The organism is Bacillus sp. 2175 (genome assembly GCF_057812155.1).
This window is the reverse complement of the sequence record NZ_CM173819.1, coordinates 2,109,626-2,122,638: the sequence shown is the minus strand read 5'-3', so window position 1 is coordinate 2,122,638 and position 13,013 is coordinate 2,109,626. Positions and strand designations below refer to the sequence as shown.

Here is a 13,013-nt window from a genome sequence, read left to right as displayed (position 1 = left end):
TAACTAAATCATATAGGATGGAGATTACAATGAAGAAAAAAGTGTACTTCAATCATGATGGCGGCGTAGATGATTTAATTTCATTATTTTTATTACTTCAAATGGAAAACATTGAACTTACGGGGGTATCTGTTATCCCAGCAGACTGCTATTTAGAACCCGCAATGTCTGCCAGTCGTAAAATTATCGATCGCTTCGGCAAAGGTAATATTGCCGTAGCCGCTTCAAACTCTCGCGGGCAAAACCCGTTTCCGAAAGACTGGCGGATGCATGCATTTTATGTAGATGCTCTACCAATTTTAAATGAGTCTGGAAAAGTTGTAACACCCGTGGTGGCAAAACCCGCGCATCATCATTTAATAGAAACGCTTCTACAAACGGAAGGAAAAACAACTTTATTATTTACTGGGCCCCTAACTGACCTTGCTCGTGCATTATATGAAGCTCCCATAATCGAAGATAAAATTGAACGCCTCGTTTGGATGGGTGGTACATTTCTTAAAGCTGGCAATGTACATGAACCAGAGCATGATGGAACAGCTGAGTGGAATTCGTTTTGGGATCCTGAAGCAGTAGCTCGTGTATGGGATGCAAAAATTAAAATCGACTTAGTGACACTAGAAAGTACAAACCAAGTTCCGTTAACTATAAACATACGTGAACAGTGGGCAAAAGAGCGAAAGTATATTGGTATGGATTTCCTTGGTCAATGCTATGCAATGGTCCCTCCTCTCGTTCACTTCTCAACGAACTCTACTTACTATTTATGGGATGTACTAACTACCGCTTTTGTCGGAAACACTAGCCTTGCAAAAACTGAAACGATTAATAGTATCGTTCATACATACGGACCAAGCCAAGGACGTACAGAAGAAACTACTGATGGACGACCTGTAAATGTCGTTTATGATGTAAAACATGATGTTTTCTTTGAATATATTACTGAATTAGCAAAGAAAGCTGCTACTTAAAACCTCAATAACACGAAAAAATTTATTAAGAATGATATACTTTAATTAATATAACATGAGGTGATAAGATGGATTATGAGTTACTAAAAGAACGAATAGAAATTATAACTTCTAGAATTAAATACATAGGTGGTGAAGTTCAAGAAGTTTGTATAGATGAACCATCTTCCCTTGAACAAATAATCCAAGTAGAAGAAAAACTGGGTATTAAACTACCAAATAGCTTCAAAAAAGTACTTTTAGAGTTCTCAGGAAATTTTAGCTTACGCTGGTTTTTACCTGATGATGTAGAGCTACCAAATGAATTTACTGATATTTTTTGCGGAACACCCCACTGGAGTTTAGAAAGTCTTTCTGAATTCGAAAAAGAACGTAAAGACTTGGTTGACGAGTTTTTTTCAAATCTAGATGATGAATATGATGTAGTTTGGCACAACAAATTAGCATTTTGTGAAGTGGGAAATGGAGATTATTTAGCATTTGATATGAAAGATGATATAGATGCTCCGATAATTTACCTAAGCCACGACGATGGAGAAGGACATGGGTATAAGATTGCGAATAATTTCATTGAATTCATTGAGAATTGGTCAAGGGTAGCTTTTGTAGGATGCGAAGATTGGCAGTGGTTACCTTTCACTACCAGTTTTGAAAGTGGTGTAAATCCAGATGATGAACCAGCCAAAAAATTTAGAAATTGCTTGGAACTTAATATTTAAAAGAGTATTGAATTAAATTTCAATACTCTTTTTGTGCAATTTAATTATATTTGATTAATGTAGTGTCTTACAGATTATTCATTTCATAACCATTGACAAAATACGTTATTGTTTCTAACTCATCTGCATTTAATTCTCTATCTAGCTCTTGTTTATACGCTGCCTTTATCTTCTCTTCATCGCCTTTATGAGCTTCTGTATATGTTCCTACTGTTTTTAGCAAATGAATTTCTTGTAAAAACTCGTCTCGATTTATAGCTGCCCCATGAGAAAGAATATATGTCTCAGCATCAAATTTCTCTAATTCATCTATCAATTTAAACGTTCTTTTCGTCGTATAGTTCCACTTTGAAGAAAAAATATCTGCATATATACAATCTCCTACAAACAATATCTTTTCTTCTTTTATATACATAACAACTGAATCATGCGCATGATCTCCGCCCACATGTTTTAACACGCATGTCACTTCACCAAGGTCTAATTCCATTTGATCCTGGAACGTTAAGGTTGGAGGAATAATGTTAATATTTCTCGCTTTTTCTTCAAACTCTTTCTTAATACAATCCGCACAAAATGCAATTTCAGTACCCTCTTTTACGCGTGCGTCCAACGCTTCATCTGTCCATTCATAAGATACTATTGCCTGCATTTCTTTTTTCGTTTCAGCCTGCGAAATAGTTAATGCATTCTGTAATACAGATAATCCAAAAATATGATCCCAATGCCAATGCGTTAATGCTACAAAATCAGGATTCGATACATTTTGTTCTTTTAACATTTCTAAAAATAATTGTGCATGTTCTTCTGAATTTCCTGCATCAATCATTAACGTTTTTTCTTGTCCAACGACCATTCCTAAGATAGGTCTATCTGTTTCAGAAACAGGTGTCATATACCAAAATGAGTTTCCTATTTTTTTAATTTGTTGCATAACCAATTCCCCTTTTCATTTTCTCACTTAAAATTAATATATAAATTATAACGAATCACTACTTTTTTCTCTATAATCAAACACAATTACTTGGACTAATCTAACTTTCCTTTTCGTAAGCTAAAAATAAGGGAATAGAATCGGAGTGTGATACTATGGAACGTTTATGGATTCCAATGATTGTAACATTTTTTTCGTTCGGTGGATTACTATTAGGAGGTGCTGTTGGAGTAGCAACACGCCAACTTATTGAAGAAAAGATGCATCGTTTATACGCATTATGTGGTGGTATTTTACTTGGGCTTTTATCCCTTGAAATTATTCCTGAAACATTTTCAAGCTACGAAATGGTTGGGCCTATACTTGGTATAGCTATCGGTATTTTAGTTATGAGCTTATTAGATAACTATTGTCACCATCCAATGATACATAAAAAAGATCAACAAGCATGGCAAACCTTCCTTTTTCTCTCTTTCGCTATATTTATTCATAATATACCGAGTGGATTTGCGTTAGGTACAGCTTTTATAAATCATAATGACTCTGCCATTCCCTTTTTAATAGCAATCGTCGTTCACCATATTCCAGAAGGATTAGCTTTAATTATTCCATTTCTTTTTACAAAACATAAATATATTTCCTTTTTATTAACGACTTTATTACTTTCTCTTATTCTCGGTACTGGCACAGTTTTTGGCATTTTGATGGAAGGAAAAGCTCTTCACCTGCAAGGCCTCATTATGGGAAGTGCTATCGGTTCACTTGGATATGTCACAATTCATGAAATGCTTTGGAAAGCTAAGAAACAGCTCTCTTTCCTTACATTTCTAATGTGGGCAACTAGTGGTTTTTTACTAATAACAGTGTTCACTTTATTCGCTGGTCATCATTAAAGTTGCTAAAGTGAAACTTTTGTTCCTCCCACACTGATTCTTGGATTACAAATAACTAGATAAATTTCTTACTTGTATATTTTTCCTTTTTATTCAAAACATAATGTTATCTACCTATTATAAGGAGGAACAATTATGTTTGGGAAAACAGCAGGTGAAGCATTAGTTGATTTATTAATTGATTGGGGAGTAGAGCACATATACGGTATGCCTGGAGATTCCATTAATTCTATCATTGAAGCTTTAAGAAAAAAACAAGATAAAATTAAATTTATTCAAGTTCGCCATGAAGAAGCTGGTGCATTAGCAGCGGCTGCCTATGCGAAATTAACAGGAAAACTTGGCGTTTGTATGGCAATTGCAGGACCTGGTGCTATTCATTTATTAAATGGTTTATATGATGCGAAACTCGATAAAGCCCCTGTTCTAGCAATTTCAGGTCAAGTAGAAACCGATTTACTTGGAACGGACTTTTTCCAAGAAGTAAATTTAGAAAGAATGTTTGATGATGTTGCGGTTTATAACCAGCGTATTATGTCAGCAGAGCAACTACCTGCCGTAGTGAATCAAGCAATTCGAATGGCTTATACGAAAAAAGGTGTATCCGTTCTTACTATTCCAGATGATGTTCCGAAATTTGAAGTGAAAAATGGTGCCCGTGTTACAAATACTTCTTTTACTTTGCCTGAGTTGTTTCCACAAAAAGAAGATTTAGATGCAGCGAAACTCGCAATAAATGAAGCGAAAAAGCCTGTGATTTTAGCTGGAAAAGGAACAAAACATGCGAGAGAATCTTTACTTGCATTGGCAGAACAAATTGGTGCTCCAATCGTACTTACATTACCAGCTAAAGGAATTATTCCTGATGAACACCCTCTTTGTATTGGTGGATTGGGATTAATTGGAACGAAACCTTCTTATGAAGCAATGAAGCATGCAGATACTTTAATTATGGTCGGTACTTCTTATCCGTTCACCGGCTTCTTACCTGAAAAAGCAAAAACAATTCATATCGATACAGATCCTGCCCAAATCGGGAAACGTTATGCGACAGATATTGGTTTAGCTGGTGATGCTGATAAAACATTACGATGGTTAATTGAAAATGTTGAAGAACACACAGACCATTCCTTCTTAGAACAGCACCAAGAAATGATGAAAAAGTGGGAAGAAAAATTACACGAGCAAGAAGAAGACTCTTCCATTCCAATTAAACCACAACGCGTTATGCATGCTCTGCAGCAAGTAGCACATGATGACGCAATTCTATCAGTTGATGTCGGAAATGTAACAGTATGGACCGCAAGACACTTCCGTATGACAAACCAGCAATTTGTCATTTCTAGCTGGCTCGCAACACTTGGTTGCGGTTTACCTGGTGCTCTTGCTGGAAAAATTGCATTCCCAGATAAACAAGTATTTGCAGTTTGTGGTGATGGCGGATTTGGAATGACGATGAATGACTTCGTAACAGCTGTAAAATATAAATTACCAATCGTTGTCGTCGTATTAAACAATAATAAAATTGCGATGATTAAATTCGAGCAAGAAGTCATGGGTAATATCGAATTCGAAACAGATTTAACGAACCCTGATTTTGCAAAATATGCAGAGGCGTGTGGAGGTATTGGATACCGTGTTGAGAATTTAGATGAACTCCTTCCCGCTTTCGAAAATGCAGTAAAACAAAATAAACCGTGTATTATTGATGTAGTTGTAGATGCTAACGAAGCACCAATGCCAGCAAAAATCACATTTGGTCAAGCCGCTGGTTATACGAAGCATATGATAAAAGAATTATTTGAAGAAGGTAAGATTGATTTACCTCCACTTTAAACGAAAAAAGATAGCTGAAAACAATTTGTCTTCAGCTATCTTTTTTTATTTTTGTATCTCTTTATAAAAAGAAAAGTCATTCATAGTTGGTTGTACTTAAGACTCTTATTTTTTATCAAGAGTCTTTTTATTTAATTTCGCTTCAGTTAATACTATGTAATACTATGCATCTAAAAATCTTTATACATCTCGCTAACTATTTCAATTCTCTAAAGTTCGGATATACTTTATTTTATGAATGTATCGCACATCCACTTATAGAATTTTTCTTTCTCTTCAAATTGTGGATAATGAGCTGATTTCTCAAAAGTAATAAATTGTTTTTGATCTGCTTCTATCTTATCAAAATATGTTTTTGCTGCATGGAATGAAGCTTAGTAGGCAATGGATTTTTTAAATCCTTTTCTAATAAGACAGTTTGAGAATGTGATAATCCAACGTTATAACGAATTACGTCTAACAAGTTATATTCATTACAGAAAGATTTGAAAACATCTCGCATACACATTTTTATAAAAACACATAGAAAAGAGCCCTTGCTTTCAACACAAGGACTCTTTTCATAAACTATTTAGCTACCTCTTCTTTCGGCATTACCATACCTTTATAAAGTTGAACAGTTATCCAGTAATAAATGAAATAAATGACAAAGAAGATTCCTATTGGCACCCATACTTTTACAAACGGGTCAACTAATATAAAGCTGAATAAGTTAAGCCCTACTAATACGTGGGAAATGCCAATGATCGCTGGGAAGATAAATAAATATGAAATTTCTTTATATATACTTTTCGTTAACATACTGCGTCTCACACCAATTTTTCGTAACATTTCATAACGGCGTACGTCGCGAGAAGCACCTGTTAATATTTTGAACATAAGGGAACTTGCCATCATTGCTAAAAAGGCAATTCCGAGGAAAAATCCCATAAACATTGTTCCGCTCATGAAGCTGTTCATAAACTGATAAATTGTCATTTTCGTAAATAAGTCTACCTTTTCACCTGTTGCTTTTTCAATTTGTTCTTTTTGTCTCTTGTCTATTTCGATCAATAACGGTTTATATTTTTTCATATCATCTACTTTTGCTAATGTTACAGTATGTTCTGTTCCTTGAATCCCTTTATAATGCTCTTCGTCTGCAATCCTTACTGGTTTTCCGCTAAATTGATTATGCGTAATTTGTATCTCTCTTACAACTGCGTCTTCCCAATCCTTTGGCATTTGAGGGAATTTTGCTAATTCAGGAGCCTCTAAAGCTGAATATACAGGTTCAGTTAAAGGTTCAGTCACACGTTTACGAATAGGCTCTTTTAAAGTTTTTGTATCAAAATGGTCTGAAACAAGTGGTGGTTTCGCAGTTAAGTCGTTACGTAAATAATAAACCGCTTCTCCATCTACTTTATATTTGTACTTGCTTTCTTCAACAATTTCCATTTCTTTTAAGGCAGCTTTATCTTGATCATTCGGATCATGAATTACAACATCATATACACGAGAAAAGTCTGTCATAATACCTACATTTTTTTGGAACGCCATACCTGCCGTCATCGCACCTGCGCCTAATGCAATTAACATTGCTACAGTACCTAATACTCTCGATAAACTATTTACTCGAAAGCGTAGCTGTGCATATGTAAAACTATTTAGACCAGTTTCATTTCGTTTTTTATTCCCCTTAATTTTCATCACAAAAAATGGGAGTAATGAACTAAAGATAAAATATGTTCCAAGTGTTGTAACGATGGTTGCTATAATAAAACCTAATTCAGCATAAATTTTTACATTGATCATAAAATAGTACCCTGTACTTACTAGTAATACACCAAGTACTGTCATTATAATAATGCGAGTTTTACTTTTCTTCACTTCATCTAGTGTTTCATCTTCACGAATTAACTCTAGTTCAGTTTTTCGTAACAATCGGACACTGTTCATTATGCCAGTAATGAAAAATAATATTAAGAAGAAAATAGCTGTAACTAAAATTGCTGGTGTGTATACAGATGCGTAACTACCTTTTGCTGAAATTTCCATTCCATTCATTAAAAAGTTCCCTGCTACACTTGCGAGTAACATCCCTACTAAAATACCGATAATAATACTGACAATACCCATACCGAATGTTTCAATAAATAATAACTGTGCTACTTTTTTCTTTTTTGCACCAAGCATCATGTACATACCGAGTTCTTTTCTTCTTAATGTGAGCAAGAAAGAGTTGGCATATATAATATAAAATACAGTAATGAAGGATAATAGTATTGCACCTACCCAGAAGACGAGCCTTATACTACTAATTAGACTATTATCTTTTGTAAATTCACTATTCATCGCCATCGTTTGGAACATGTAGAAAATACTAATACTAATAACGAGGCCAATAAGTAAAACCATATAATCTTTTAACATCTTTTTCATACTATGACGTGATAATTTAAATAACATAGTTTCACCCCCTACTTAGACTCAGCAGCTGAGCCCATATGAGCGAGCACACCTAAAATGTCTTGATAGAAATTCTCTCGAGTACCTTGACGGTTTAATTCTTTATAAAGAAGACCATCTTGAATAAATAAAATACGCTCACAATAACTTGCACTAAATGCATCGTGTGTAACCATCAAAATACTTACATTGTGATTTTCATGTAAATCTTGCATCGCTTCTAATAAACTTTTTGCGTTTTTACTATCAAGCGCACCTGTCGGTTCATCTGCTAATACAATTGCTGGATTATGTACTAAAGCTCTTGCCGCCGCTGTTCTTTGCTTTTGTCCTCCAGAAACAGCCGTCGGATATTTTGTTAAAATTTCGGTGATGCCTAATTTCTTCGCAACGTCATTTACCTTTCCAGTAATCTCACTTGACGGTACGCCTTGCAAAGAAAGTGGTAAAGCTATATTTTCATAAATTGATAAGTTTTCTAGAAGATTAAAATCTTGAAAAATGAAACCTAATTTTTGAGAGCGAAAATCAGATAATGCATTGCCCTTCATAGAAGTAATATTTGTACCAGCTATCGTCACACTACCACCTGTCGCTTGGTCAAGTGTACTTATCACATTAAGTAAAGTCGTTTTTCCAGACCCAGAAGGTCCCATGATCCCGACAAATTCTCCTTCTTTAATACTTAACGATACACCCCTTAATGCTTTTGACTGATTCTCATTTCTTTTCCCATACGTTTTTTCTACACTTTCTACAGTAACTACATTTGTTGACATCTCTTTCACTCCATCCCTTTTGTATAAAATTAATTTCTCACATATTTCTTATTATTTTGTCATGTGAATTCTTAAGAATTTTTTAATTATTCATTCAAGAAGAGTTACACCTGTAACATGAACCTTTTTCCTACTTCATATTCTCATTTTTCTACAACTCGTTCCCTCGATTTCGCTTACATTTACCTTACATTTTTGTAAGATAAAAAAGAAAACACACTAATTGCTAATAGTGTGTTTTCTTTACAATCAATATTTTCTATTCTTTATTTCCTCTTCAATAGTTGCCACAAATACATCTAGCGCAATAACTTCTGACTTCTCTTCCCCATATTTACGTACATTTACAGCTCCGTTTTCCATTTCCTTATCACCAATAACAAGAACATACGGTACTTTTTGCATTTGTGCTTCTCTTATTTTATATCCTAATTTTTCATCTCGTGCATCTTGTTCAACACGAACTCCAGCTTGTGCTAATTTATGTGCAATCTCATTGGCATATTGTTCATGTACTGCATTTGAAACTGGAATTACTTTCACTTGAACTGGTGCCACCCATGCTGGGAACGCACCTCCAAAGTGCTCAATTAATATTGCTAAGAAGCGATCTAATGACCCTAAAACTGCCCTGTGAATAACAACTGGTCTTTTCTTTTCATTATTTTCATCTATATAATTTAAATCAAATTTCTCTGGCATTTGGAAATCAAGCTGGATTGTTCCGCACTGGTGGCTTCTATTTAAAGCATCTTTAATATGAAAATCAATTTTCGGCCCGTAAAATGCACCGTCACCTTCATTTAGTCTATATTTATAATTTAGCGATTGTAATACATTTTCTAATGCCGCTTCTGCTTGCTCCCATAATTTATCATCACCCATTGAATCTTCTGGACGAGTAGAAAGCTCTACTTCATATTCGAATCCAAAAGTTTTATATACGTAATCAATTTGCGCCATTACTGATTTAATTTCATCTTCAATTTGTTTTGGAGTTACAAATAAATGTGCATCATCTTGGCAGAAAGTACGTACTCTTAATAATCCGTTTAACGCACCGCTAAATTCATGACGATGTACTTGACCAAATTCACACATACGAATCGGTAATTCACGATAAGAATGCAATTTATTTTTAAACATAAGCATGTGCCCTGGGCAGTTCATCGGTTTTAATGCAAAACTTTTATTATCTACTTCAGAGAAATACATATTATCTTTATAATGTCCCCAGTGCCCTGATCTCTCCCATACTTCTTGGTTCATCATGAACGGAGTGCGTACTTCTTGATACTTATACTCTTTTTGAATTTCTCTTAAAAATGCTTCCAATTCGTTACGAATCATTTGTCCTTTCGGTAAATAAAACGGCATTCCCGGAGCCTCTTCAGAAAACATAAATAACTCAAGCTCACTGCCTAACTTACGATGATTTCTTTTTGCTGCTTCTTCAACGAAATGTAAATACTCTTCTAATTCTTTTTGAGAAGAGAATGCAACACCATATATGCGCTGAAGCACTTGGTTATTACTATCACCTCGCCAATATGCACCGGAAACGTGAGTTAATTGAAATGCTTTCAAATAACCTGTAGATGGTAAATGTGGTCCTCTACATAAATCTACAAATTCACCTTGTTTATATAGTGTTACACTTTCCCCACTAGGAATTGCTTCTAAAAGTTCTAATTTCAAGCGGTCGTTCATTTCTTGAAACAGTTTAGCTGCTTCTTCTCGAGAAACCTCAACTCGTTCTATCTTTATATTTTCATTTATGATCTTTTTCATTTCTTTTTCGATTTTTCGTAAATCTTCTATGTTTACACTACTTGGAAGATCCATATCATAATAAAATCCATTTTCAATAACAGGTCCTACTCCAAGATTTATATCACCATACAATCTTTTTACAGCTTGCGCTAAAATATGTGCCGCGGAGTGTCTTGCAATTTCTACCCCTTCATTTGAATCTATAGTAATGATTTCCACTTCCGCATTTTCTTCAATATTTCGGCGTAAATCATATAATCCATCATTTACTTTCCCCGCAACTGCTTTCTTTTTCAAACTACTGCTAATGGATCCAGCAATTTCTTCTAAAGTAACTCCATTTACAAATTCTTTAACGCTACCATCTGGAAATTTAATTTCAATCATTTGTTCTTTCATTTTTCATCTCTCCATTTCATAATAAAAAGCACACTCATCCCTAAAATAGGGACGAGCGTGCTTTTACCCGTGGTTCCACCCAGATTCCCATTGTAAACAAACAATGGCTTCTTTTACGGTAACGTCGTTTATACGGCACTAGATACTTAATTTCCCCAGTGCAGCTCTAAGGTGGTAAGTTATTTTTCTGCGTTAGGAAGTTCTCAGCTTTCCTTCCTTCTCTGTATAACCGGGTAAAATAACTCGTGTCCTTTTCTTCGCTTATTATGAAATTGAATGCAAAAAAGCATATTCATCCCTAAATATAGGGACGAATATGCTTATATCCGTGGTTCCACCCAGATTCCCATCACAAAAAAACATAATGGCTTCTTTTGCGATAACGTCGCATACACGGCACTAGATACTTAATTTCCCTAGTGCAGCTCTAAGGTGGTAAGTTATTTTTCTGCGTTAGGAAGTTCTCAGCTTTCCTTCCTTCTCTGTATAACCGGGTAAAATAACTCGTGTCCTTTTCTTTGCTTTTTATAAAACATCCATTTATTGTTATTTAATATATCTTATTCATTTTATTTTTGCAAGTGTTTAAAAAAATTATTTATTTAATTTAAAAAAGTGAAACCAAATTTTTTTGGTTTCACTTCACAATTTTACCAATCTTGTGGTTCGTAATTTAAGTCTGCAAATAGACGTCTTTTCTCTTTCTTCGTTAAATCTCTCCACTGCCCAACTGGTAAATTATTCAATTCAATATTCATAATTCTCGTACGTTTTAACGTGTATACTTGATAACCTAAAGCTTCACACATACGGCGAATTTGACGATTTAGCCCTTGTGTTAAAATAATTTGGAACTCATATTTTGATAACTGTGTAATCTCACAAGGAAGCGTTTTTGTTCCTAAAATTTTAACACCCGCTGCCATTTTCTCTAAGAAATCAGGTGTAATTGGCTTATCTACTGAAACGATATATTCTTTCTCATGTTTGTTTTCAGCACGTAAAATCTCATTAACAATATCGCCATCATTCGTTAACAAAATTAAACCGTCAGAGTCTTTATCAAGACGTCCAATGTGACTAATTCGTAAAGGATGATTCACTAAATCAATAATATTACCTTTTACTGATTTTTCACTCGTACATGTAATACCTACTGGTTTATTTAAAGCGATATATACGTGATCTCGAGCAATTCGAAGCTGCTCTCCATTTACTCGTACATCATCACCTGGGTTCACTTGGTCACCAATTTTTGCAACCTTACCGTTAATAATTACTCTTCTCTCATTAATTAGTTTATCCGCTCCACGTCGAGACGCTTTTCCAGCTTCACTAATAAATTTATTGATACGCAAATTAGGCACATCCTTTTCTAAAAAAATTTCAAGCTCACACTGCTTCTACCGTACAATACAAAAGGGTAAGCCTCCTATTATAACTTAAATATATTAACATGAAAGGGTATATAACGTCTTCTATTAATTACTTGTTTATAAGAAAATATCTTTATTATACATTCATTTATGCACTTTTTCAGCGTTTAATATACAAGCCATTCTTCCTTACATACAGCTTGTTTTCCTTTTATCTCTTCTATCTCTTCATGAATATTAGCTAATTTATATAAACCTGGGAAAATCTCTTCCACATAATGTTGATGCGTCTTTTCATCTTTCCAATACGTTAACACTATGTAACGATTTTTATTTTTTAAAGACTTCCCAACTACTCCACCTAACATTCCTTTTGCTTTTTCCATTCCTTTATTCCAAATTGTTTCTTGCTTATGTAAAAAATGATTTTCCTTTTCCATCTTTACATCACATATAGCAACTCTTACGAATGATCCTTCTGTAACAACGTCTTTCAAATGCGTATCAGTTATATCATACAACGTTTGAAATAATTCAATTTCACATGAAAGAAACGTATCCTCTTGATTACTATTTAAATAAATTGTATCGTGAGCACCATTCATAAATGATTGATATGCACTTCTATCTTCCCATAAAGTAAATACACATGCCTCATCTTCATACCATCCACCAAATTGTCCATGAAACCCATCTAGGTGCCGTATATCACGCCATTTTCCTTGCGCATTTGAAAACAATTCCTTTTTCTCTTCTTCCACCTTACAGTAGATTGTTTTTAGTAGCATTTTTAATTCCCCCTTTAGCATATAATTTATCTTCTTCTCACAATAATTAGTTCACATAATATTTTTATAATCACCCTAATACTCTTTATAGACATAT

Annotated in this window: 10 protein-coding genes, 1 pseudogene and 2 other annotated features; of the genes and pseudogenes, 4 read left to right on the top strand and 7 right to left on the bottom strand. The window is 34.3% G+C overall.

The features are described from left to right. Window positions 1–17: 17 nt before the first annotated feature. Both ACXKY9_RS11270 and ACXKY9_RS11265 read left to right on the top strand, forming a co-directional pair. Window positions 18–971 (top strand): nucleoside hydrolase, encoded by a 954-nt coding sequence (locus ACXKY9_RS11270; protein WP_003284231.1) that lies wholly within the window; start codon window positions 18–20, stop codon window positions 969–971. A 68-nt stretch (window positions 972–1,039) separates the two neighbouring features. Beyond that, window positions 1,040–1,690, top strand: coding sequence for an SMI1/KNR4 family protein (locus ACXKY9_RS11265; RefSeq protein WP_000384350.1), 651 nt, complete (start codon window positions 1,040–1,042; stop codon window positions 1,688–1,690). A 67-nt stretch (window positions 1,691–1,757) separates the two neighbouring features. Here the strand turns inward: ACXKY9_RS11265 and ACXKY9_RS11260 are convergent, their stop codons facing one another. Further along, window positions 1,758–2,624, bottom strand: coding sequence for an MBL fold metallo-hydrolase (locus tag ACXKY9_RS11260; protein ID WP_001186121.1), 867 nt, complete (start codon window positions 2,622–2,624; stop codon window positions 1,758–1,760). Between the two features lie 155 nt (window positions 2,625–2,779). Here ACXKY9_RS11260 and ACXKY9_RS11255 point away from each other — a divergent pair, with 155 nt between their 5' ends. Next, on the top strand, window positions 2,780–3,517 hold the full coding sequence (locus ACXKY9_RS11255; RefSeq protein WP_000440632.1) for a ZIP family metal transporter: 738 nt from the start codon (window positions 2,780–2,782) through the stop codon (window positions 3,515–3,517). A gap of 135 nt (window positions 3,518–3,652) precedes the next feature. Then, a complete protein-coding gene (locus tag ACXKY9_RS11250; RefSeq protein WP_000467240.1) occupies window positions 3,653–5,353 on the top strand; it encodes a pyruvate oxidase in 1,701 nt (566 codons plus the stop codon). Between the two features lie 227 nt (window positions 5,354–5,580). Here ACXKY9_RS11250 and ACXKY9_RS11245 read toward each other — a convergent pair. The 6 genes and pseudogenes from ACXKY9_RS11245 to ACXKY9_RS11220 form a co-directional block, all read right to left on the bottom strand. Further along, window positions 5,581–5,828, bottom strand: a pseudogene (locus ACXKY9_RS11245) (hypothetical protein); the annotation flags it as partial. Between the two features lie 92 nt (window positions 5,829–5,920). Next, the gene (locus ACXKY9_RS11240; RefSeq protein ID WP_000897847.1) at window positions 5,921–7,801 is read right to left on the bottom strand and encodes an FtsX-like permease family protein; all 1,881 of its coding nucleotides are present in this window, start codon (window positions 7,799–7,801) and stop codon (window positions 5,921–5,923) included. 11 nt (window positions 7,802–7,812) lie between these two features. Then, window positions 7,813–8,580, bottom strand: coding sequence for an ABC transporter ATP-binding protein (locus ACXKY9_RS11235; protein WP_000106426.1), 768 nt, complete (start codon window positions 8,578–8,580; stop codon window positions 7,813–7,815). A 249-nt stretch (window positions 8,581–8,829) separates the two neighbouring features. After that, the gene (gene thrS / locus ACXKY9_RS11230; protein WP_000663093.1) at window positions 8,830–10,752 is read right to left on the bottom strand and encodes a threonine--tRNA ligase; all 1,923 of its coding nucleotides are present in this window, start codon (window positions 10,750–10,752) and stop codon (window positions 8,830–8,832) included. A 44-nt stretch (window positions 10,753–10,796) separates the two neighbouring features. Then, window positions 10,797–11,019: a binding site (T-box leader), on the bottom strand. 36 nt (window positions 11,020–11,055) lie between these two features. Continuing rightward, window positions 11,056–11,280 (bottom strand) — a binding site (T-box leader). 122 nt (window positions 11,281–11,402) lie between these two features. Continuing rightward, window positions 11,403–12,110: a 23S rRNA pseudouridine(2604) synthase RluF gene (gene rluF / locus ACXKY9_RS11225; RefSeq protein WP_001222170.1), complete on the bottom strand. Its 708-nt coding sequence runs from the start codon at window positions 12,108–12,110 to the stop codon at window positions 11,403–11,405. A 185-nt stretch (window positions 12,111–12,295) separates the two neighbouring features. Next, window positions 12,296–12,916, bottom strand: coding sequence for a YdbC family protein (locus ACXKY9_RS11220; RefSeq protein WP_000925166.1), 621 nt, complete (start codon window positions 12,914–12,916; stop codon window positions 12,296–12,298). Window positions 12,917–13,013: the final 97 nt, after the last annotated feature.

Excerpts from the sequence above, each read along its gene's own strand:
- ACXKY9_RS11250 (WP_000467240.1), top strand. The coding sequence starts at position 3,653 with ATGTTTGGGAAAACAGCAGGTGAAGCATTAGTTGATTTATTAATTGAT.
- ACXKY9_RS11235 (WP_000106426.1), bottom strand. The coding sequence starts at position 8,580 with ATGTCAACAAATGTAGTTACTGTAGAAAGTGTAGAAAAAACGTATGGG.
- ACXKY9_RS11255 (WP_000440632.1), top strand. The coding sequence starts at position 2,780 with ATGGAACGTTTATGGATTCCAATGATTGTAACATTTTTTTCGTTCGGT.
- ACXKY9_RS11270 (WP_003284231.1), top strand. The coding sequence starts at position 18 with ATGGAGATTACAATGAAGAAAAAAGTGTACTTCAATCATGATGGCGGC.
- ACXKY9_RS11220 (WP_000925166.1), bottom strand. The coding sequence starts at position 12,916 with ATGCTACTAAAAACAATCTACTGTAAGGTGGAAGAAGAGAAAAAGGAA.
- ACXKY9_RS11260 (WP_001186121.1), bottom strand. The coding sequence starts at position 2,624 with ATGCAACAAATTAAAAAAATAGGAAACTCATTTTGGTATATGACACCT.
- ACXKY9_RS11240 (WP_000897847.1), bottom strand. The coding sequence starts at position 7,801 with ATGTTATTTAAATTATCACGTCATAGTATGAAAAAGATGTTAAAAGAT.
- ACXKY9_RS11265 (WP_000384350.1), top strand. The coding sequence starts at position 1,040 with ATGGATTATGAGTTACTAAAAGAACGAATAGAAATTATAACTTCTAGA.
- thrS (WP_000663093.1), bottom strand. The coding sequence starts at position 10,752 with ATGAAAGAACAAATGATTGAAATTAAATTTCCAGATGGTAGCGTTAAA.